Consider the following 19,218-nt stretch of genomic DNA (forward strand, 5'->3'; position numbering starts at 1 on the left):
GCCACAAGCTTCTATCTGAAAGGATTGCCATCATGTTTCGCTCCCTCTTGCTGCTGCTGCTGATCGGGATGCTGGGTTCGACCCAGTGGGCGCAGGCCAGCGGGCCTGCCGACTTGGCGGGCTATACCGAGGGGGCCCAGGTGATCCGGATTGCCCAGGAGACGGGCCAGGTCGACAGCATCAGCGGGGTGATCTATGCACAATGGAAATCGACGCGATCGGTTCGCCAGATGCGCATGGCCTTGCTTGTGCCCCGCACCGATGAGCTGAAGCCTGCGATTGTGTACTTCCCGGGAGGAGGCTTTATCTCGTCTGAACATGAGAAGTTCATCGAGATGCGCATGGCACTGGCCCGGGCGGGTTTTGTCGTGGCGGCGGTTGAGTACCGCACGGTGCCCGATCGCTTCCCGGCGCCGCTTGAGGATGCCCGCGCGGCCGTGCGTTACTTGCGTGAGCACGCGGCGGAGTACGGCATCGATCCGGCGCGGATTGGCGCGCTGGGGGATTCGGCTGGGGGCTATGTGGCGCAGTTGCTCGGTGCAGCAACGGGCGAAAAACGCTTCGACAAGGGCGTCTTTCTCGACAAGTCCGGTGACGTGCAGGCCGTGGTCAGCCTGTATGGCATTTCCAGCCTGCTGAACATTGGCGCCGGTTTTCCGGACAAGCTCCGGTTGGTTCATGAATCGCCTGCGGTGACCGAAGCCCTGCTGCTGAATGGCCCGGCGTTTGCGGGCTTTGCGGGCGCGTCGGTGCAGAGCACGCCTGAGAAGGCGCTAGACGCAAGCTCTATGGGACACGTGAAGGGCCGGAAGCCGCCGTTCCTGCTCTTTCACGGCAGCGCCGACCAACATGTTTCCCCGGAGCAGAGTGCCCAGCTTTATCGGGCTCTGGTTGCCGGTGGCAACAAGGCCGAGTATGTGCTGGTAGAAGGCGCGGGCCATGGAGATCTGACCTGGTTTCAGGCCCCGGTGATCGAGCGGGTTACCAGCTGGTTCCGGCAGACCCTGGGCCAGCCCCTCAAGCGTGTGCCGGCTATCCGGGATGACAAGGCCAATCTGTGAGTCGGATGTGCTGATTCGCGAGACAAAAAAACCGGGCGCAAGGCCCGGTTTTCTTTTGGCGCGCCAAGCGAAGCTTACGGCCGGGCGTTTTTGCTGCTCCAGCTGGCGAAGTTTGTCAGCATGGCTTGGGCGGTGCTGTTGTACTGCGCGTAGCCGGTGAGGCGTTCGGCAGACACTGAAGTGGTCGAGCCGAAGATCAGGCCGTACACCGTGCTGGCGCTGCCGTGGCGGTCGGCAAAATCACCGAAGAGCATGCGCACGCGGGCGGTGACGGTGCTGGCCGTAGGGTTGTAGACCGACAGGTCGTAGTAGCGCGACCAGGCGTTGGTGCCGGAGACGCTGGAGAGCACGCCGCTGGACCACTTCTTGTCGTTGATCTGGCTGGCCTTGAAGAAGTCGGCCGCAGCATAGACCGCTTCGCGCGTGGTGGCATCCGGGTTCGGCAGGCTCATCAGGAAGCTGACGATCTTGGCGCTTTCTTGCGAGGTCAGTGACGGCATTTCGTAGGCACGGGCCGGGGTCGGGGCGCCGCTCAGTACGTCATGCTGTTGGCCCCATACGGTGCGCTTGCCATTCACGAAGACCTGATTGGCGAGCAGCCAGCTGGTGCCGTTGCTCGCTGCCGTAGCGCATTTGTTGCGCAGCGGGGTGTCGACGAAGGCAAAGTCGCTGTTGGCGCTGGTGCCGATTTCGCGCAGCAGCTTGATCACGCTGAGCATGGCGTCGTCATTGAGCGTGATGGCGTCGTGATAGTCGCCATTGAGCGGGTAGACCTGCGGCCAGCCCCAGTTGGGTGTCTGTGCGGCGAGCAGATAGTTCAGGCCCTTGGTGATTGAGGCCTGGATGCTGGTGCGGTCGGTGCTCTGGGCAGCCTGCACCTTGCCCAGGTAGCGCAGCTCGGTGATGGTGGCGCCATTGTCGATGGTGCCAACGTAAGGCCAGTTGGCCGGATCGGAGCTGTTTGGATCAATGCCGCCGCCGGTCCAGGACTGGCCCTTGGCGCGTACAACGCCGGTTCTCACCATATTCTTGGCCCAGCCGCCGGACGGGATCTGGAAGCTGACGATCTCACGGGCGATCGACAGGGCCTTGCTGCCGGCGTAGTAGGAGGCAGTTTCCGAGAGCGGCATGGTGTCCGGGCCGGTCTTGTCTGAGCCGCGTGCCGAGGGCACCGAGGAGAGGCCCGCGCGTTCGGCCTTCAGCGCGGCCTTGTCGGCAGCCAGGGCAGAGTTCGAGGCACTCAGGTAGGTGGTGAAGGCGCTCTTGAGGCTGCCGGCCTCGCTGTCGATGCGAGCCTGGGTCAGGGGCTTGGCCTTCACGTTCTGGCGGATGTAATCCGTGCAGGCGCTGACACAGGCGCCGTCATTGCCGGTGCTGCTTGCTGCGGCAGAAGAGGCTGCCTTGGAAGAAGCCGCGGCCGACGATGCAGCGGAAGAGGCTTTGGACGAGGTTGCAATCGAGGACGCGGCTGCGGATGAAGCTGCTGCTGAGGACTGGGCTGCAGAGGAGGCACTGCTGCTGACCGGGCCAACCGAGCACCAGGCCGAGTCGGAGAGGGCACTGCCGCCGGTGAACAGGGATTTCGAACAGGTGAAATTGCCGCTCAAGGTGGCGTAGACGAAGCTGCCGGACTTGCCCAGCGCGACGCTGTGCGTGCCGCTCATGCTGCAGGCACCGCCCACTTGTGCGCACTTCGTGTAGCCCGTGGGCGCATCGCTTGCGGCATGCGCCGGTACCGACAGAATCAGGGCGGCAGCACCGCCCAACAACCATTTGCTCTGCATTGCTTGTCTCCGGAATGGATGGCGCGACTCTTCGGGCGCGCTCGTGTGATAAGACTTTGGTTGTAAGAAAAGTTCTTACATAAAGAATGCTAACGTAGTCGGACAAATGAATTCTGGCAAGCCTTGGTCATGTTTTTGCGGCCCGGCGGCGGAGTTTCGGCCACTTCTTTCGCCGTCCCTGACCGAAAATACCCGCATCAGCTTTCATGACGGATAACCGCATGCTTCATTCCTTCCGCTTGTGGGTTTTGTTCCTGATGCTTCTCGGTCCATTTGCGCAGGCGGCTTCGTTCGAAGACATCCTGGCGAGCCATGAGGCGCGTCTGGGCGGGCGCATCGGTCTGGCTATTCTCGATACCGGTAGCGGCGCGCTGCAGACGGTAAAGGGTACGCAGCGGTTTCCGATGATGAGCACCTTCAAGACGCTGGCGTGCGCAACGCTGCTAGCGGAGGTCGATGTCGGGCGTCTGCGTTTGGAGACACAGGTGGAGATCAGGCGCGAGGCCTTGCTGAGCTACTCGCCGGTGACCGGAAAATTTGTCGGCCAGTCCTTCAGCCTGCAGCAGGCCTGTGACGCAACGATGCACACGAGCGACAACACGGCAGCCAATCTGGTGCTGGAGGCCATCGGTGGTCCGGCGGCGGTGACGCGTTTCATGCGCGGCCTTGGCGACGATGTGACCCGGCTGGACCGCATCGAGCCAGAGCTCAACTCCGCTCTGGCGGATGATCCGCGCGATACGAGCAGCCCGGTGGCAATGGTGCGCAGCTTGCAAGCGCTGCTCTTCGGGGATGTGCTGAGGCCGGCTTCGCGCGACCGGCTGCTGCAGTGGATGCGGGGCAACGAGGTGGCCGGCCCGTTGTTTCGCGCTACGCTGCCCCCTGGCTGGGCGATCGCTGATCGCTCCGGTGCTGGCGACAACGGCTCGCGCGGCATCACGGCGATCCTGTGGCCGCCGCAGCGCGCGCCGTTGATTGTCAGCCTGTACCTGACCGGGACCCGTGCTGACATGCCCGAGCTCAATCGCAGCGTGGCAGAAATCGGCCGTGAGGTTTTCGCTGCCTATCGTCCCTGAGTGCGCGGGTCAGGGCGTGTGTGTGCTGCCCTTACTTGAGGTGAAACAGGCCAACGATGAGGGCCACCATGCCGCCGGCGATCAGCGGGCCAACTGCGAGTCCCTTGAAAAAGCACACGCCGATCAGTGTGCCGACCATCAGGGCGGTGACGATCTCGGGTGAGGCCTGCATATAGCTCACGCCCCGCCCGGCCACCCAGGCGACGGCGAGCCCGGTGATTACCGCGATCACGCCGGCCGGTGATTTGAAGGTATTGCCGAGCCCGGCGAGGTCGATTTTGCCTGAGGCCAGGGGCGCCAGTACGGCGGCGGTCAGGATGATCACCCCGGTGGTGAGGCCATGCGTTTCCACCGTGCCCAGCCAGCTCGTGAGCCCGAGCAATTTCAGCAGGAGCAGGGCGCTCGCCGCGATGGCAACCGAGCTGTTGTTGCCGACCACGGCCAGCGCAAGGATCAGGAGGAGGGGCAGGTTTTCGAAACTCATGGGGATCCGACCCATCAAGGGCCACCGTCGTACTGGGGATGTGTGGAGTCTAGTCGCCCTTGCCTGAGCATGTCTGGCGGATCTAGCCAAGAAAGCTGGCCGGCCTGTTCAGGGCAAATCGATGCCGCCCGTCCGTCTGAGCCTGCTTTACGCCCGTTCATCGGGCCTGCGCTGAGCCTGATGCTAAAAATGTAAGAGTAAACCCCTACTTTTGAGTGTCAGCAGCGCGGAGGGAATGCCTGTCTGGCACTGCCACGCCGGCAGATTTCTTCAACATCACCCTTGCCCGGGACCTAGCGCATGAAGCTCACCCCCACAATCCTTGCCACAGCGATCCTGCTGTTGGCAGGCAACGCATTTGCCGCCCGTACCGGTGGTTTCGCAACCGCTGATGGCGGTGATCTGCCTGGCGCACGGTATTTCACTGCCGCGAATTACCAGGAGATCAACAACATCATCACCAGCGCATCCACCGTCCCCGGTGGCGCCTATCCGCTGGTCATTACCTACACCGGCAACGAGGATGCCGCGATCGCCACGATCGTGATGGATCACAATCCGGATGCAGCCGGCAATTGCCCGAACCCGCACTGGAACGACGCTTACCGCCAGGTGGCCGTCACCGGATATACCGCCGGCCTGACCATCCTCGGGGCCGACGGCTCCTCCGGCAACTTCGGCATCACGCTGACCAACTCCAGCAATGTCGTCATCCGTAACATGAAGCTTGGCGCGCTCGGCGGCGCGGCCAAGGATGCCGACCTGCTGCGCGTCGATTCTTCCTCGAATGTCTGGATCGACCACAACGAGCTGCTCAGCAACAGCCACGAATGCAACGGTTCGCCCGAAGGCGACCTGACCTTCGAAGGCGCGATCGACATCAAGAAGAACTCGCACAACGTCACCGTTTCCTACAACTACATCCATGACCACAAGAAGGTCGGCCTGGATGGCTCCTCCGGCACCGACATCGCCGGCGGCCGCGAGATCACCTTCCACCACAATTTGTACTCGAACGTGAGCCAGCGCCTGCCCCTGCAGCGCGGTGGCTGGACGCACATGTACAACAACCTCTACAGCGGCATCACCGATTCCGGCATCAACGTGCGCCGTGAAGGCTATGCGCTGATCGAGCAGAACTGGTTCGAGAACTCGGTCAATCCGGTGGTCTGCCGTTATGACGCCACGCTGTGCGGCTGGTGGGATCTGCGCAACAACAACGTGAAAAGCCCGGCCGATTTCAACCGCTATGGCATAGCCTGGACGCCGGATGACGGCATCAATACCGTGACTGCCATCGAGTGGAAGACCACTGCTGTTTTCCCGAAGACACTGCCTTATGTGTACGAATCGGTCAGCCCGCAGTGCGTGAAGAACAAGCTGCGCAAGTACGCCGGTGTGGGCAAGAAGCTCAAGCAGCTGACGCCTGTTGCCTGCCTGGGGCGTGATGATGACGAACACGACATGCATGATCGTCATGCTCCGGCAGGTGACTACATGGAGAATTACACCAAGTGTGCCGACGCCGGCGAGATCTGCAAGGTCAAGACCGGCGCTGGCTGGGTGGCCTTTGGCCGCAAGGGCAACTGGGTCACCAAGTACATCGGAACCGGCCATGCGGTGAGCTGCACGGTCGCCAGCTTTGGTTCTGATCCGGGTGGCCGGCCGAACAAGTGCTCCTACCGGGTCTATTGATTCACGCCCTCCGGCAGACACTGATGAAAAGCCCCGTCGGTTCGCCCGGCGGGGCTTTTTCGTGAGTTGCGATACCTGCCCGGGGCTGGCCAGATGCACCAGGTGCTTGCCGGGGGAAATGAACGCAGCACGCTATTTGTGCGGACCTATACTCAAAGCGGGCAGGGCGCCTCTCTGGCGCCCGGTCAGGAGGCCCGTATGACGATGCCTGTGCATGCCATTGATTCAAGCGCTGTTCCCCGCCTGCGGAGTGTTGATGCGGTGGGAACGCCGGAGGAATACACCACTACCGGTGCGCGATCGCGTGCCCAGCTGAATGCCTCGATCCTGCAGGCATCGCTCGATGTGTCGATCAGTTCAAGGAATGAGCCACTGGCGCTGCTGTACAGATCGGCGATTGATGCCATCAATGAAGCTCTGCAGCCGGAGCTGGGTGACAACGCGCTGCAGGCGGCGATGAGTCAGGACAACACGCCGGAAGGCACTGCCGGGCGCATCGTGGCTCTCTCCACCGGCTTTCTGGAGGCTTTCAAGACCCAGCACGCGGGGGAAGACGAAGCCGAGGTGCTGCAGAACTTCATGGCCACGATCCGCAGCGGTTTTGAGAGAGGCTTCAAGGAAGCCGTCGATATCCTCAAAGGCCTGAAGGTGTTCGAGGGCGATATCGCGAGCAATATCGAAAAGACCCATGCGCTGGTGCTGCAAGGCTATGCCGATTTTGAAGCGGCGCACACCACCAGGGCTGCTGAGCCTCTGGCAGACCGGGCGGGGTAGGCGGAGCGCCGGCTTTACGCGACCGGACAGTCTCCGGCCGCTGCCAGCCTCTTGCAGGCTTCACACTCAAAGCCGTTCGCGCTGAGCCATTCCCAGGCCTGCTCACGCGTGCTGACGGTGATGACCGGCACTTCGATGCCGTCGAACACCCCCTGGTTTTCAGTCACGCGGGCCAGGAAGCCCACGGTGTGGATGCGGATGATGGCATCTGCGCCATGACTGGTGGCCCATACCAGCAGATCGTGCGAGGCGGCAAAGCCGCTTTCGGTGCCGCCCTGCCATTGATGCAGATCCATGACATGCGCCCAATGCGTGGGCTGCCCAGCGTCACGCCAGGCTTGCTGGATCGTGGCCGTCATGACCAGCACGCCTTCGCGGTTGAAGCTGCCTTGCAGTACGGCAAAGCATGCCTGATCGCACCAGTAAACCTTGCATTCACCATGAGGGGGATGGGACATGGCATTTCTCGCCGGATACGCTGAACTGCACTATAGATCCGGCGGTGCCTGGCTTGCCATCAGGGCTGATCCTGTGGGCTCCAGGTTGGCCTGGGCTCTTTTGCTCAGGCCCAGAAGCGTTTGAAGCTGCCGACCACCACGCCCCAGATCGTCAGCTCGCTGCCGGCTTCGAGCAGCAATTCGGGCAGATCCGGGTGGTCGGCCTGCAGCGCCGTTTTATGCCCGCGGTGGTGCAGGCGGCGCACCAGGCGCTCGCCGTTCACGAAGGCCAGCACGATGTGTCCGTGCACCGGCTGGATGCGCTTGTCCACGATCAGCAGGTCGCCCTCGAAGATGCCGGTGCCGGTCATCGCGTCATCACGCGCTTCGAAGACGAAACTCGCTTCGTCGCGACGCACCAGATAGTCGTGCACATCGAGGCTGTTGCTGTCGTCGTCGGCGCTTGTTAGCGGCGGAGCTTCTGCCGCCCGGCCTGCCACCAGCAAGGGCCGGCTGCGTGCAGGGTTGCGACGGGTTCGGCGGATGCCCGGCAGCGCTTCCGGCGGCGCGGACGGCGAGGCACCGACGAGGCTGACGAAGGGAAGCGGGATCTGATCGGTCATGGCGGCAGATGCTGTAAATAAATACAGTATCCGAGTGTGTGGCTGTTGCTGTCAAGCACCGCGTGGGTTGTAAGCGGGGCTTGGGTCGGCTCGTGCTTAAGGCTGCAGATCCATGCAATTGGTATGACAAATGTTTTCACAAGCACGCAGTGCTTGAGTGGGTATTGAACTTTTAATGCAACGCATTGTTAATAAATGGAATATTGGATATTTAAGGGCGCTTTTGGGCGGAATGACCCTCTATATCCAAAGGCCTATATGAAAGGTATCCGGGCTAAAGTTGTTTGACGACTTTTCGTTAGTTTCAAGCAGCAAGACATGCAAAGTTTGACAGGCAAGATCACCTGCACAGGGGCGGCCAGAAGACAGGCAATAACCCAATGGAGCCCCCCAACATGCGCAGCAACCTTCCCGTCACTCAAGTCGAGACAATCATCCCCAGCGGGGTGTTCATCTATTCGCGTACCGATCTCAAGGGACGCATTACCGAGGCCAATGCAGCCTTTGCCGAGATCAGCGGTTTTCTGCGCGAGGAAATGATCGGCGAGCCGCACAACATCGTGCGCCACCCGGACATGCCGGAAGCCGCTTTCGATGACATGTGGCGTACCCTCAAGGCCGGTACGCCCTGGCGCGGAGTGGTCAAGAACCGGCGCAAGGATGGCGGTTTCTACTGGGTGGAGGCGAATGTTTCGCCGGTGCGCGAAAACGGCCAGGTGGTCGGCTTTCAGTCGGTGCGTACGCGCCCCACGGCGCAGCAGATTGCAGCGGCCAGCGCGGCCTACGCCCGCCTGCGTGCTGGCGATCGTAGCCTGCGCGTGGAGCAGGGCTTGGTGCGGCGCAATCACGGCCCGCTGGTGCGCGCGGCAACGGCCTTTCCGGTGCAGATGGCAGCCGTGGCGGCCTTGGCCTGCCTGGCCGCACTGAGCTGCCTGGCTTTGCTGCTGTGGCCCGGGGCGCTCACGCGCACGCTGGCTGGCGCTCTGGCCGGGCTGAGTCTGCTCGCCAGCCTGTGGCTGGTGGTCTGGCAGATGCCGCGGGTGTGTGGCGAGCTGCGCAGCATGCGGCGCAGTCTGGACGATGTGCTGAGCCATGGCGATCTGCTGAGCAATCTGAATTCGACGCGTAACGATGAGATCGGCGATATCGCCCGGCGTGTCGACAGCCTGCTGGCGGCCACCCGCGCCACTCTGCAGATCATTGGCGATACCACCCGTGAGGTGGCCGAAGCCACGACGCGGCTGGGCAGTGACATGGCCGGGCTGCTCACTTCCTCCGAACAGCAGAGCCGCGACACTTCAGGTGCGGCGGCCAGCGTGGAGGAAATGACGGTGTCCATCGGCGAGGTGGCCACGCATGTGCAGGAAGCCCATCGCATCTCGCGTCAGGTGGAAGAGGAAGCGCAAGCCGGCGCGCGCCTGTCCGTGGAGGCCAGCCAGACCATCAGCGCCTTGTCGGTCACGGTCGGGCACTCCGCCGAAACGGTGGAGCAGCTTGGGCAGCGCACCCAGGAGGTGGGCAAGATCGCTGGGGTGATCAAGGATATTGCCGACCAGACCAATCTGCTCGCGCTGAATGCCGCCATCGAGGCCGCGCGGGCCGGCGAGCAGGGCCGCGGCTTTGCGGTAGTGGCGGACGAGGTGCGCAAGCTGGCCGAGCGTACCCGCCAGGCCACCCAGGAGATCGACACCATGATCGGCCGGATTCAGGGCGATACCGGCGAGGCCGTCGAAGGCATGCGTCGCAGCGCCGAGCAGGTGGGGCAGAGCGTGGCGCTGGTGCATGATGCCGAGGCTGCGCTGCGCCGCATCACGCAAGAGGTGGACACCATGCTCGAGCGCATCGGCGAAATCGCGCATTCCACCCAGGAGCAGCGCGGTGCGATGGAGCACATGGCCGGCGGCATCGAAGCTATTGCGCGGCAGACCGAAAGCAATCTGGGGGTGGCACACGCCACGGACGACACCACCCATCAGCTGGAACGCAGCGTGGAACGCATGCGGCGGGCAGTGACCCAGTACCGGGTGTGAGCGGCCGCTCACGAACTTTGGATGGCTATCCATTCACCCATCACAGGCTCAGGCCGGTTTGCGATGGCGCGAAAAGAGGTCGTGAATCTTGCAGAACTTTGCCGTGATATCGAAAGGCGGTTTGGGCTGCGCGTCTCCGGCCAGGAAGTTGCGGATCGCGATCACCGGATCAGGCTCGCCGGTGAGCAGCACGCGAGTGCCGCGTTGCTCCATGCGCCGGAAGAAGCCATCGCCGGCGCTGAAGCTCAGGATCAGGTCGACGCCATCCAGCGGATGCGGCCCCTGATCATTGAAATGATGGATGGCCATCTCCTTCGGCAGCTCGATTTCCTCGGCGGCAGGCAGGGTCTGGGTAAGGCCCACCGGTGCGGGCAGGGTGTAGAGCAGCCAGCGGCGGGCCTGACCGGCGTGGCCGCAGACCGTCCGGAAATCCTTGGTCGGGATAGCTATCTTCATCGCCTGCGCCTTTCGCTGAAGCATCGGAAAACGTCAGCTTGGCGCAAGTGGGCAGGCGGGGAATCGATGCAGGTCAAATCCTGCGGGCTGCCTGGCGAAGGCTTTCGTTGACGCTCGCCCGGGGCAAGGAGGCCGGCCGCAATACGGCGCCCAGGAGCGCGCCGGTGGCGGAGGGGCAGCGGATGAAGCAGAGCGCGAAGCACAGCAGGTCGAACATGATGTCAGCCCCTTGGATTGCGTCGGCTCAGTTCAGCACGCGCATGCCGATGACCTTCACCTTGCTGAAACCGAAGGCCTTGCCGATGTACTTGCCCTGGATTTCGAGCCGGGTCTTCGCATCTACCGGGCTGCCTAGGGGCCAGGCCCAGTGCTTGTCGTCGATATCGAGATAGATGTTGCCGCTGCCGTCGGTGAACGCGTAGAGATCCTTGCTGGCGCGGCGGGTGATGTGGCCCTGGAGGGTGACGAACTGGTCGTGGCTGGACAGGCCGCTCAGCTGATTGATATGGGTGGCCGCGCTGTTCGGGCCGACGTATTGCGCCGTGACCGGGGCGGCGCAGAGCAGGGCGGACAAGCTGCAGAGGGCGAGCAGGGATTTCATTTTCAACTCCTTTGGAATGGGGCCGGCTGGTCTTCAGCGCGGCATGGAAACCAGTCTAGTGAGCGGATCCTGAACGTCGGATGAATGCCTGCCGGCGCGTTCCGGCGGCTTAGGGCTTGCGAGGACTGCGGATGCCGTTATGCTCCGGCTGATCGAGTCCTGATCCACGAAAGCCCGGCATGAAACTCCATTCCCTCCTCCTCGCGCTGGCCTTTGTGGCGACCAGCGCGGCCGCAGAAACCGTGTTCCTGATCGGGGATTCCACCGTCTCCAGCTACACCCCGCCGGATCCGCGCAATGGCTGGGGCCAGGTGATCGGTCAGTACTTCACGCCGGAGGTGGCGGTGAAGAACTTCGCCCTCTCCGGGCGCAGCTCGAAGAGCTTCCTGGAGGAGGGCGCATGGGCACCGGTGGCTGCCGCGGTCCAGCCCGGCGATTACGTTTTCATCCAGTTCGGCCACAACGACCAGAAGCGCGATGCAGCGCGCAGCACCGATCCCTTCGGCAGTTATCAGGAGTTTCTCTCGCGCTATGTGGAAGACACGCAGAAGGCCGGCGGCATACCGGTGCTGGTCACGCCGGTCGGGCGCGGCGGGCTGAAGCGCTCCAGTGGGCCGGGCTCGCACGGGCGCTACCCGGATGCGATGCTGGAGCTGGCGAAGAAGAAGGGCGTGCTGGCCATCGACCTCACCGCGCTGAGCGAGGCCTACTACAGCAAGATCGGCTATAGCGCGACGATCAAGCTCTTTGTCGCCGCCCAGGACGGCAAGGACGACACCCATTTCCTGCCCGCCGGCGCAGCCGAAATCGCGAAGCTGATGGCGCGGGCGATCAAAGGCCTCGATACGCCCCTGGCGCAGCGCGTCAGCGGGCTGGACTGAGCCCTGCAGAAAGGAGACGCACGATGGGCAAAACCCGGCTTGAAGCCTTCAGTGATGGCGTGCTCGCCATCATCATCACGATCATGGTGCTGGAGCTGAAAGTGCCGCACAGCAGCGAACTGGCGGTGCTGCAGCCTCTGCTGCCAGTGTTTCTCAGCTACCTGCTGAGCTTCATCTACATCGGCATCTACTGGAACAACCATCACCACATGCTGCACACGGTGCGCGAGGTGACTGGCGGCATCCTGTGGGCCAACCTGCACCTGCTGTTCTGGCTGTCGCTGATTCCCTTCGCCACCGGTTGGCTCGGCGAGAACCACTTCGCTGCCGCTCCGGCCGCGCTGTATGGTTTTGTGCTGCTGATGGCGGCGGTGGCCTACTGGATCCTGGCCCACGTCATCATCTGTGCGCAGGGCTCGGGCTCGCTCCTGAAAAAGGCTATCGGACCAGACTGGAAGGGTTATGGCTCGGTCCTGCTGTACGCCGTGGCGATTGGCCTGGCCTTTGTGTCGGCCTGGCTGGCCTGCGCGATCTACGTGCTGGTGGCGATTCTGTGGCTGGTGCCGGATACGCGGATCGAACGAGTCTTGCGTGCGCGGGGCGAGCAAAACGGTAGCGCGCCATGACCCAGCTTGAGCGCGAGCTTTTCGCGCGCGATGATCAGGCCAAGGATGCGGCACTGCTGAAGTTGCGGGCGCGCCTGGCCGCGGCCACCCCACCTACCCGGGCGCGCCCCTTGCAGCACCTGGCGCGGGACTGGCCACGCAGCCTGAAGGCTGCCGCCCTGATCCTGTTGCTAGGCCTGATGCTTGTGGCCGGCAGCGGTCTGTTTGGCTGAACAAGAACGCAGGTGCGAGCTCCGTCGCCCCTCTGGTGCTGGCGGGCCGAGGTCAGCCCTGCAGGCTTTTGCGAATGAATCGTGAATCGCTTCCGAGGAGAGTTAACGATGCGAGCCGTACTATCCGTGACCCTGATCGTGCTGGGCTTGCAGGCCGCCCAGGCCGGCCCTTTGCTCGATCGCCTGCGTGAGCGCCGTGCCGAGCGTGCGGAGTGGGGCGAGGAGGCCGATGGCGCGAGCGCCGGCAAGCTGCCTGCCGGTAGCCGGGTGCTGCGCGATCTGGTCTACGGTCCGGATGCCCGTCAGCGTCTGGACGTCTATCTGCCGGCCGCGCCGAAGCAAGCGCCGGTGATCCTGATGGTGCATGGTGGCGCCTGGCGTACTGGCGACAAGGCCATGAGCCGGGTGGTGGACAACAAGGCGGCGCGCTGGCTGGCACGCGGCGTGATTTTCATCTCGACCAACTACCGCTTGCTGCCCACCCCTCCGCACGAGCAGGCCCAAGACGTGGCCCGGGCGCTTGCCTTCGCGCAGGGCAAGGCGGCCGGCTGGGGCGGTGATCCGGCGGCCTTCGCGCTGATGGGGCATTCGGCCGGCGCGCATCTGGTGAGTCTGCTCAACAGCGCCCCGCAGATCGCTTTAGGGCAGGGGGCCCGCCCTTGGCTGGGCACGATATCGCTCGACACCGCCGCGATGGATATTGTTGCCACGATGGAGGGCAAGCATTACGGCTTCTACGACAAGGCGTTCGGCAGCGACCCCATGGTGTGGCAGGCCAGCTCGCCCTACCAGCAGCTCACCCGCGAGGCGCCACCCTTGCTGGCGGTGTGCTCCAGCCAGCGGCCGGACCAACCCTGCGCCGGCACCCGGCGCTATGCACAGCAGGCACGCAGCCTCGGTCTGCGCGTGGAGCTGCGGGAGCAGGCCGCAAGCCACGGCGAGATCAACGAGCAACTCGGTTTGCCAGGCGCCTATACCGACGCGGTGGAGGCCTTTCTGGCGAGTTTGGCACCTGCCTGGCGGGCGGCCCTGGCGCCCTGAGCGCATGTCAGCTTCATGCAAGCTCCGGCTCAGGCTTCGGTCAGCTTGCAAGGCCATGATGAACCCATCGGACAAGCACACAGCGAGTCCGGGCCATCAAACCCAAGGAGCCTGACCATGAACAAGACCATCCTGACCGCCCTGATCGCCACCTTCGCTGCCGGCAGCGTGTTCGCCGCTGATGTACCGGCCGCCGCTTCCGCTCCGGCGGCAGCGCCTGCCAAGACCGCTCCGGCAACGAAGGAAGCCAAACCGGTCCACAAGACCGAGAAGAAGGCCGAACACAAGACTGAAAAGGCGCACGGGGCTGCAACCCCGGCCGCCTCGGCACCGGCCGCCAAGTAAGGCGAGTCCGGGCTCACAGCGGGCGCCGCCCCTCCTCCATCGGCCCCGCTGCCCGCGCCACCCGCTTACCCGGGTGGCGTTTTCGTTTACGGCGTGGGCGTCGCTCCCCCTGGTGTAATCAAGGTGCTGGCGGCGCGATGCTTTCGGCGTAGTCGTACAGTGCGCCGAGGATCTCCTCGCCGCGCTCATCCACCGTTTCACTCAGCGCATCGATCTTTTCGAAGAAGCTCATCAGATCACGCGGGCCAGCGCCTTCATGCAGGCAGGCCACGCGATGGGCTTCCCAGCGCTGCTGCTCGTCTTCCAAGAGGGTGTGCGGGAAGTTGCGGGCGCGGTAGCGGAAGAGGATTTCCTCGAGGCGTTCGTCCTGAAAACTGATGGGGGTCTGGGCGAGTTCGGCCGGGTCCAGTGCCCGCAGTTCATTGAGCTTGCGTCGGTCGCCATTGCCGACGAAGCCGCCGTAAAGGTCTTCATCCACATCGGCCCGGTCTGCACCGGCTGGGCGCTGGAACACGGCCGCCCACTTGGCGGCGAGCGGCGGCAGGGCACGGGCGGCAGCGGCGTGCTGCTCGACGAGCGCAAAATCCACGCCCCATTTGGCGGCGGTGCCAGCATCCAGCACCTTGAGGTTGCTGATCGCGATGGGCGACTTGTTGATGTGGATGGTCTTGATCGGCAGGCGGCTGACGCCCTCGGGCAGCTCATCCGTTTTGGTGAACATGCGCAGGCGGATCGTGTCGGCGTCCAGCCCGGCGAGCTCCGATGGATCGGCGGCCAGATCCCACACGATGATCTCGTTCTTGTTGGTGGGGTGCTGCGCCAGCGGCCAGCAGATCGCCAGGCAGCCGCGCTCCGGGCCGAACATGCCGGAGATGTGCAGGAAGGGCTTCGGATTAAGCAGGTCGATCTCGGCGGCGACCGCGTCTTTCTTGCGCAGCTTGAAGCAGAAGTCCCACAGGCGCGGCTGTTTCTCGCGGATCAGGCGCGCCAGGGCGATGGTGGCGCGCACGTCCGACAAGGCGTCGTGGGCGGCTTCGTGCAGCAGGCCGTTGGCCTTGGAGAGGTGCTCCAGCTTGAAGGAAGGGCGGCCGTCTTCGTGCTTCGGCCACTCGATGCCCTCGGGGCGCAGGGCATAGACGGTGCGCACCACGTCGAGCAGATCCCAGCGGCCGCAATCGTTCTGCCACTCGCGCGCATAGGGATCGATCAGGTTGCGCCAGAACAGGTGGCGGGTGACTTCGTCGTCGAAACGGATGGTGTTGTAGCCCAGGCCGATGGTGCCCGGCTCGCCCAACTCGCGTTCGATGATGGCAGCGAACTCAGCTTCAGGCACGCCCTGGGCGAGGCAGGTCTGCGGCAGGATGCCGGTGAGCAGGCAGGATTCCGGGTCCGGCAGGTAATCCGGTGCCGGGTGGCAGTAGATCATCAGCGGCGCGCCGATCTCGTTCAGCTCGGCATCGGTGCGGATGCCGGCGAACTGGGCCGGGCGGTCGCGGCGGGTCGAGATGCCGAAGGTTTCGTAGTCGTGCCAGTAGAAGGAAAGGCTCATCGCGGGCGGGGCGGGCAAAAAAGGAGGGCAGGGCGGATTCTACGCGTCGGGCCGGTGCGGGCAGCTCTGCGTTACCATTACGGGTTAGCAAATACCTGTCTGAAAGCCTGCCATGCGTCGCGATTGGGAAGTTGTCATCGGCCTGGAAACCCACGCCCAGCTCAACACCACCTCCAAGATCTTCTCTGGAGCCAGTACCGCCTTCGGTGCCGAGCCCAATGTGCAGGCTTGCGCCGTGGATATCGCCCTGCCCGGCGTGCTGCCGGTGCTCAACCGCGGCGCCGTGGAACGCGCGATCCGTTTCGGCCTCGCCATCGGCGCTGAAGTCGCGCCGCGCTCGGTGTTTGCGCGCAAGAATTACTTCTATCCCGACCTGCCCAAGGGCTACCAGATCAGCCAGATGGACCTGCCGGTCGTCGTGGGCGGTGAAATCACCATTCAGGTCGGCGAAGGCGACAAGGCCTACACCAAGGTCGTGCATCTGACCCGCGCCCACCTCGAAGAAGACGCCGGCAAGAGCCTGCACGAAGACTTCCATGGCCAGAGCGGCATCGATCTGAACCGTGCCGGCACGCCGCTGCTGGAGATCGTGACCGAGCCGGATATGAGTTCCTCGGCCGAAGCCGTGGCCTACGCCAAGGCGCTGCACGCGCTGGTGCAGTGGATCGACATTTGCGACGGCAACATGCAGGAAGGTTCTTTCCGTTGCGACGCCAACGTCTCCGTGCGCCGCCCCGGCGAGCCGCTCGGCACGCGTCGCGAGATTAAGAACCTCAACAGTTTCCGCTTCCTGCAACAGGCCATCGATTACGAAATCAACTGGCAGATCGAGACGATCGAAGACGGCGGCAAGATCCAGCAAGCCACGGTACTTTTCGACCCGGACTCGGGCGAGACCCGCGTGATGCGCACCAAGGAAGACGCGCACGACTACCGCTACTTCCCGGACCCCGATCTGCTGCCGCTGGTGATCAGTGACGAGTGGAAAGCTGAAGTGGCGGCCAGCATGCCGGAACTGCCGGTGCAACTCGCCGCCCGCTTCCAGAGCGAATACGGCCTGTCTGCCTACGATGCCGCTGGCCTGACCTCAAGTCGCGACACCGCGCTGTACTACGTCGAAGTCGTCAAGCTGGCCGGCGCCGCGCAGGCCAAGATTGCCGCCAACTGGGTGATGGGCGAACTCGCCGCGCGCCTCAACAAGGAAGAGAAGAGCGTGGCCGACAGTCCGGTTGCGGCCGCCCAGCTCGCTGGCCTGATCGCCCGGATTGCTGACAACACCATCTCCAACAACATCGCCAAAAAGGTCTTCGAAGCTTTGTGGAATGGCGAGGGCGCCACGGCCGACGAAGTGATCGAGAAGCAGGGCCTCAAGCAGGTGACTGACGCTTCGGCCATCGAGCCGATCATCGACGAGGTGCTGGCCAACAACGCGCAGAACGTCGCCGAATACAAGGCCGGCAAGGAAAAGGCCTTCAACGCGCTGGTGGGTCAGGTCATGAAGGCCAGCAAGGGCAAGGCTTCGCCGGCGCAGGTGAATGAATTGCTGAAGAAGAAGCTGGGCTGAGCGCGGTGCTGAAGTCGGGAGTCGCCTGGCTCCTTTTGATGGGCGCTCAGGTGGCCGCTGCCGAGGCTTTGCCATCCCCTGGGCAATACGGCTTTGACTGGCTCAAGCCCGAAACCACGCGGTGCGTGGCGATCAAGCCGGCCTTGATCGCCCGCTTCAAGCACTGCAGTCCGGCCGATGTCAGCAAGGCCTTCGGGCTGGACTTCCCTGGACGGGCCTGCCGGGTCAGCCCGCAGAGCGAATACATGGTTTATGCCACGCGCAAGCAATGTCAGGAAGCGCTGGAGACCATGCAGGCCAACGCGCCTTAGTCGCTCCCCCTGCAGTGCCGATCAGGGCGTTGAAGAAGCCGGGCCGGGTTTGCTTACAACTGGACACACTTCTTTAACTCTCTGCACATCTCGCGCAAACGCGCTTTACATCTGCCTGCAGCAAGATGGACTCATGGCGAATCCGCCAGAAGGAGTTCCATCATGATGAAGAAGCAGATCATTACCCTGACCCTCCTGTCCTGCCTGAGCAGCCTGGCTTCTGCCGCTGAATACGGCCAGGTAATTTCCAGTACAGCAGTTACCCGCGAAGTGCTTACGCCGCAGCGCACTTGCCGTGATGAGCAGGTCGAAGTCGAGCAGCCTCACAATGCCGCAGGCTCGGTGATTGGCGCAGTGGCCGGGGGCATTCTCGGTAGCACCGTCGGCCGTGGCGCCGGCAATGCTGCGGCCACAGCGGCCGGTGTGATTGCCGGTGCGGTGGTCGGTGATCAGGTGGCGAATGCCGACAAGGGCACGACCACGCGTACGGTGCGCCGCTGCAGCACGCGGCAGGTGCGCAGCCAGCAGATTATCGGTTATGACGTAGTCTATGAATACGCCGGCCGTCGTTATACGACGCGTCTGGCCAACGAGCCCGGCGAGCGCATCCCGCTGCAGATCGGCCCGGCCGCTTCGGTGGTGCAGGACGACGATCAGGCCTATGACACGACTGAAACCGTGATCGAAGAGCCGGCGGTGGTCACGCGCCGGGCGGCGCCGGTGTATGTGACGCCGCCGGTGGTACTGCACTGGGATCTGTGGCCTGGCCCGCGCGGCCCCTACGGCCCGCACCACCGCTGAGGCGGGCGAGGCCGCTGCCTCAGGGGCTTACTGGGAAGCGTCGATGCTGGCCTGGGTGAAGCTCGGGTAGCTCGCCGGCTTGTAGGTGTTCAGATTGCTCAGGAAGTTGCTGTCCTTGAGCGGGATGCTGGCCGAGCCGTAGTCGAAGCTGTTCAGATTGGCGCGCATCGTGGCATTGCTCACGCCATCGCCCTTGAGCGCATACCAGCTGATGATCTGTGGCGCGACGAAGCTGCCATAGCTGTTCTCGGCCGCTTCGCCGCTGGAAGCGAAGCGCAGGGCATGGGTCGAGACGCCATCCTTGTGATACACGATCTTCACATGCCCGCTCTGCTGGGCCAGCGTACCCATCTCGGCGTTGTAGAGCTTGCCGTGGGCGCTGTAACCGGCATGGGTGACGACGCCATTCTTGGTCCATACGGCGGCATGCTCCCAGTCGTGGCGATGGCCGCCGCCCAGCGTGCTGATCTGATCCTTCAGGAAGTAGAGCGCGTAGAAGTGGCCGCAATAGGTGTCGCTGCCGCTGGCGATGCAGGCGTAGCGGTGCAGGGTGTTCGAGCTGTCGAGAAAGCTGGTGGCGCGGCAACCGCCACCGAGGCTGCCGGACGGATTCAGGCCGCCGTTCTGCTTGCCCTCGCGGCTGATACCGGCGCTGGGCAGGCAGCCATCGCTATCGAAATCAAACACCGGGTGATTGGCCGTGATGCTGATTTTGGCGGGCAAGGCCTGGTCGAGCTTGCCGAAGAGGTCGGCATGGGCGTTGCCGGTGAAGGCCAGGGTCAGTAGCAAGGCGCTGAGCAGTGGGTGGCGGGGCATGTTTGGGTCTCCTTGGTGTGGTTTTCCCGGCGCGAGCGCCGGTACGCCAGC

The 19,218-nt window shown here is 63.7% G+C and carries 22 protein-coding genes; 13 read left to right on the forward strand and 9 right to left on the reverse strand.

Annotated features, from left to right (window positions below; genetic code table 11):
* Positions 1–32 precede the first annotated feature (32 nt).
* On the forward strand, positions 33–1,061 hold the full coding sequence (locus Q3Y64_RS10505; RefSeq protein WP_303561618.1) for an alpha/beta hydrolase: 1,029 nt from the start codon (positions 33–35) through the stop codon (positions 1,059–1,061).
* Between the two features lie 74 nt (positions 1,062–1,135).
* Here the strand turns inward: Q3Y64_RS10505 and pelA are convergent, their stop codons facing one another.
* Complete coding sequence (gene pelA / locus Q3Y64_RS10510; protein WP_303561620.1) at positions 1,136–2,845, reverse strand: pectate lyase; 1,710 nt, start codon at positions 2,843–2,845, stop codon at positions 1,136–1,138.
* 221 nt (positions 2,846–3,066) lie between these two features.
* On the opposite strand from pelA, the gene bla reads away from it, so the two are divergent.
* A complete protein-coding gene (gene bla / locus Q3Y64_RS10515) occupies positions 3,067–3,921 on the forward strand; it encodes a class A beta-lactamase (protein WP_303561623.1) in 855 nt (284 codons plus the stop codon).
* 31 nt (positions 3,922–3,952) lie between these two features.
* On the opposite strand, the gene Q3Y64_RS10520 is transcribed toward bla, so the two are convergent.
* Positions 3,953–4,405 carry a DUF441 domain-containing protein gene (locus Q3Y64_RS10520; RefSeq protein ID WP_303561625.1) on the reverse strand — a complete coding sequence of 151 codons (453 nt, stop codon included), beginning with the start codon at positions 4,403–4,405 and terminating at the stop codon, positions 3,953–3,955.
* Positions 4,406–4,705: 300 nt separating this feature from the next.
* Between Q3Y64_RS10520 and Q3Y64_RS10525 the strand changes: the two genes are divergently transcribed.
* Complete coding sequence (locus tag Q3Y64_RS10525) at positions 4,706–6,100, forward strand: right-handed parallel beta-helix repeat-containing protein (RefSeq protein ID WP_303561627.1); 1,395 nt, start codon at positions 4,706–4,708, stop codon at positions 6,098–6,100.
* 198 nt (positions 6,101–6,298) lie between these two features.
* The gene (locus tag Q3Y64_RS10530; protein ID WP_303561628.1) at positions 6,299–6,874 is read left to right on the forward strand and encodes a DUF5610 domain-containing protein; all 576 of its coding nucleotides are present in this window, start codon (positions 6,299–6,301) and stop codon (positions 6,872–6,874) included.
* 14 nt (positions 6,875–6,888) lie between these two features.
* On the opposite strand, the gene Q3Y64_RS10535 is transcribed toward Q3Y64_RS10530, so the two are convergent.
* Both Q3Y64_RS10535 and Q3Y64_RS10540 read right to left on the reverse strand, forming a co-directional pair.
* Positions 6,889–7,332, reverse strand: a complete 444-nt coding sequence (locus Q3Y64_RS10535) for a hypothetical protein (protein ID WP_303561630.1) — start codon at positions 7,330–7,332, stop codon at positions 6,889–6,891.
* Between the two features lie 104 nt (positions 7,333–7,436).
* Positions 7,437–7,934: a LexA family transcriptional regulator gene (locus tag Q3Y64_RS10540; RefSeq protein ID WP_101940624.1), complete on the reverse strand. Its 498-nt coding sequence runs from the start codon at positions 7,932–7,934 to the stop codon at positions 7,437–7,439.
* 395 nt (positions 7,935–8,329) lie between these two features.
* Between Q3Y64_RS10540 and Q3Y64_RS10545 the strand changes: the two genes are divergently transcribed.
* Positions 8,330–9,964: a PAS domain-containing methyl-accepting chemotaxis protein gene (locus tag Q3Y64_RS10545; RefSeq protein ID WP_303561633.1), complete on the forward strand. Its 1,635-nt coding sequence runs from the start codon at positions 8,330–8,332 to the stop codon at positions 9,962–9,964.
* A gap of 48 nt (positions 9,965–10,012) precedes the next feature.
* Here the strand turns inward: Q3Y64_RS10545 and Q3Y64_RS10550 are convergent, their stop codons facing one another.
* The 3 genes from Q3Y64_RS10550 to Q3Y64_RS10560 form a co-directional block, all read right to left on the reverse strand.
* Entirely contained in the window at positions 10,013–10,420 is a 408-nt protein-coding gene (locus Q3Y64_RS10550; RefSeq protein WP_101940625.1) for a hypothetical protein, read from the reverse strand.
* A gap of 73 nt (positions 10,421–10,493) precedes the next feature.
* Positions 10,494–10,637: a hypothetical protein gene (locus Q3Y64_RS10555; protein ID WP_158239107.1), complete on the reverse strand. Its 144-nt coding sequence runs from the start codon at positions 10,635–10,637 to the stop codon at positions 10,494–10,496.
* A gap of 27 nt (positions 10,638–10,664) precedes the next feature.
* Complete coding sequence (locus Q3Y64_RS10560; RefSeq protein WP_101940626.1) at positions 10,665–11,021, reverse strand: NirD/YgiW/YdeI family stress tolerance protein; 357 nt, start codon at positions 11,019–11,021, stop codon at positions 10,665–10,667.
* A 179-nt stretch (positions 11,022–11,200) separates the two neighbouring features.
* Between Q3Y64_RS10560 and Q3Y64_RS10565 the strand changes: the two genes are divergently transcribed.
* The 5 genes from Q3Y64_RS10565 (at position 11,201) to Q3Y64_RS10585 (ending at position 14,126) form a co-directional block, all read left to right on the forward strand.
* Entirely contained in the window at positions 11,201–11,902 is a 702-nt protein-coding gene (locus Q3Y64_RS10565) for a rhamnogalacturonan acetylesterase (RefSeq protein WP_101940627.1), read from the forward strand.
* 23 nt (positions 11,903–11,925) lie between these two features.
* A complete protein-coding gene (locus Q3Y64_RS10570; RefSeq protein WP_101940628.1) occupies positions 11,926–12,528 on the forward strand; it encodes a TMEM175 family protein in 603 nt (200 codons plus the stop codon).
* Positions 12,525–12,740, forward strand: coding sequence for a hypothetical protein (locus tag Q3Y64_RS10575; RefSeq protein WP_303561640.1), 216 nt, complete (start codon positions 12,525–12,527; stop codon positions 12,738–12,740). Before Q3Y64_RS10570 ends, Q3Y64_RS10575 begins: the two co-directional genes overlap by 4 nt.
* 108 nt (positions 12,741–12,848) lie before the next feature.
* Positions 12,849–13,781, forward strand: coding sequence for an alpha/beta hydrolase (locus tag Q3Y64_RS10580; RefSeq protein ID WP_303561642.1), 933 nt, complete (start codon positions 12,849–12,851; stop codon positions 13,779–13,781).
* Between the two features lie 117 nt (positions 13,782–13,898).
* Entirely contained in the window at positions 13,899–14,126 is a 228-nt protein-coding gene (locus tag Q3Y64_RS10585) for a hypothetical protein (protein WP_303561645.1), read from the forward strand.
* Positions 14,127–14,244: 118 nt separating this feature from the next.
* Here Q3Y64_RS10585 and sbcB read toward each other — a convergent pair whose 3' ends face one another.
* The gene (sbcB, locus tag Q3Y64_RS10590; RefSeq protein WP_303561647.1) at positions 14,245–15,675 is read right to left on the reverse strand and encodes an exodeoxyribonuclease I; all 1,431 of its coding nucleotides are present in this window, start codon (positions 15,673–15,675) and stop codon (positions 14,245–14,247) included.
* A 112-nt stretch (positions 15,676–15,787) separates the two neighbouring features.
* Here sbcB and gatB point away from each other — a divergent pair, with 112 nt between their 5' ends.
* From gatB to Q3Y64_RS10605, 3 genes are all read left to right on the forward strand, one after another.
* Complete coding sequence (gene gatB, locus Q3Y64_RS10595; RefSeq protein ID WP_303561648.1) at positions 15,788–17,239, forward strand: Asp-tRNA(Asn)/Glu-tRNA(Gln) amidotransferase subunit GatB; 1,452 nt, start codon at positions 15,788–15,790, stop codon at positions 17,237–17,239.
* 38 nt (positions 17,240–17,277) lie between these two features.
* Positions 17,278–17,550, forward strand: coding sequence for a hypothetical protein (locus Q3Y64_RS10600; protein ID WP_303561650.1), 273 nt, complete (start codon positions 17,278–17,280; stop codon positions 17,548–17,550).
* 162 nt (positions 17,551–17,712) lie between these two features.
* A complete protein-coding gene (locus Q3Y64_RS10605) occupies positions 17,713–18,351 on the forward strand; it encodes a glycine zipper 2TM domain-containing protein (RefSeq protein WP_303561652.1) in 639 nt (212 codons plus the stop codon).
* A 27-nt stretch (positions 18,352–18,378) separates the two neighbouring features.
* On the opposite strand, the gene Q3Y64_RS10610 is transcribed toward Q3Y64_RS10605, so the two are convergent.
* Positions 18,379–19,167, reverse strand: coding sequence for an NPP1 family protein (locus Q3Y64_RS10610; protein ID WP_303561654.1), 789 nt, complete (start codon positions 19,165–19,167; stop codon positions 18,379–18,381).
* Positions 19,168–19,218 lie beyond the last annotated feature (51 nt).

Origin of the sequence: Uliginosibacterium sp. 31-12 (assembly GCF_030548425.1) — a bacterium.
Classification (GTDB): domain Bacteria; phylum Pseudomonadota; class Gammaproteobacteria; order Burkholderiales; family Rhodocyclaceae; genus Uliginosibacterium; species Uliginosibacterium aquaticum.

Excerpts from the sequence above, each read along its gene's own strand:
- Q3Y64_RS10560 (WP_101940626.1), bottom strand. The coding sequence starts at position 11,021 with ATGAAATCCCTGCTCGCCCTCTGCAGCTTGTCCGCCCTGCTCTGCGCC.
- Q3Y64_RS10565 (WP_101940627.1), top strand. The coding sequence starts at position 11,201 with ATGAAACTCCATTCCCTCCTCCTCGCGCTGGCCTTTGTGGCGACCAGC.
- Q3Y64_RS10550 (WP_101940625.1), bottom strand. The coding sequence starts at position 10,420 with ATGAAGATAGCTATCCCGACCAAGGATTTCCGGACGGTCTGCGGCCAC.
- sbcB (WP_303561647.1), bottom strand. The coding sequence starts at position 15,675 with ATGAGCCTTTCCTTCTACTGGCACGACTACGAAACCTTCGGCATCTCG.
- Q3Y64_RS10525 (WP_303561627.1), top strand. The coding sequence starts at position 4,706 with ATGAAGCTCACCCCCACAATCCTTGCCACAGCGATCCTGCTGTTGGCA.
- Q3Y64_RS10540 (WP_101940624.1), bottom strand. The coding sequence starts at position 7,934 with ATGACCGATCAGATCCCGCTTCCCTTCGTCAGCCTCGTCGGTGCCTCG.
- Q3Y64_RS10580 (WP_303561642.1), top strand. The coding sequence starts at position 12,849 with ATGCGAGCCGTACTATCCGTGACCCTGATCGTGCTGGGCTTGCAGGCC.
- Q3Y64_RS10600 (WP_303561650.1), top strand. The coding sequence starts at position 17,278 with ATGGGCGCTCAGGTGGCCGCTGCCGAGGCTTTGCCATCCCCTGGGCAA.
- Q3Y64_RS10610 (WP_303561654.1), bottom strand. The coding sequence starts at position 19,167 with ATGCCCCGCCACCCACTGCTCAGCGCCTTGCTACTGACCCTGGCCTTC.
- Q3Y64_RS10535 (WP_303561630.1), bottom strand. The coding sequence starts at position 7,332 with ATGTCCCATCCCCCTCATGGTGAATGCAAGGTTTACTGGTGCGATCAG.
- Q3Y64_RS10605 (WP_303561652.1), top strand. The coding sequence starts at position 17,713 with ATGATGAAGAAGCAGATCATTACCCTGACCCTCCTGTCCTGCCTGAGC.
- Q3Y64_RS10520 (WP_303561625.1), bottom strand. The coding sequence starts at position 4,405 with ATGAGTTTCGAAAACCTGCCCCTCCTCCTGATCCTTGCGCTGGCCGTG.
- Q3Y64_RS10530 (WP_303561628.1), top strand. The coding sequence starts at position 6,299 with ATGACGATGCCTGTGCATGCCATTGATTCAAGCGCTGTTCCCCGCCTG.
- bla (WP_303561623.1), top strand. The coding sequence starts at position 3,067 with ATGCTTCATTCCTTCCGCTTGTGGGTTTTGTTCCTGATGCTTCTCGGT.
- Q3Y64_RS10505 (WP_303561618.1), top strand. The coding sequence starts at position 33 with ATGTTTCGCTCCCTCTTGCTGCTGCTGCTGATCGGGATGCTGGGTTCG.
- Q3Y64_RS10585 (WP_303561645.1), top strand. The coding sequence starts at position 13,899 with ATGAACAAGACCATCCTGACCGCCCTGATCGCCACCTTCGCTGCCGGC.
- Q3Y64_RS10570 (WP_101940628.1), top strand. The coding sequence starts at position 11,926 with ATGGGCAAAACCCGGCTTGAAGCCTTCAGTGATGGCGTGCTCGCCATC.
- pelA (WP_303561620.1), bottom strand. The coding sequence starts at position 2,845 with ATGCAGAGCAAATGGTTGTTGGGCGGTGCTGCCGCCCTGATTCTGTCG.
- Q3Y64_RS10575 (WP_303561640.1), top strand. The coding sequence starts at position 12,525 with ATGACCCAGCTTGAGCGCGAGCTTTTCGCGCGCGATGATCAGGCCAAG.
- Q3Y64_RS10545 (WP_303561633.1), top strand. The coding sequence starts at position 8,330 with ATGCGCAGCAACCTTCCCGTCACTCAAGTCGAGACAATCATCCCCAGC.
- Q3Y64_RS10555 (WP_158239107.1), bottom strand. The coding sequence starts at position 10,637 with ATGTTCGACCTGCTGTGCTTCGCGCTCTGCTTCATCCGCTGCCCCTCC.
- gatB (WP_303561648.1), top strand. The coding sequence starts at position 15,788 with ATGCGTCGCGATTGGGAAGTTGTCATCGGCCTGGAAACCCACGCCCAG.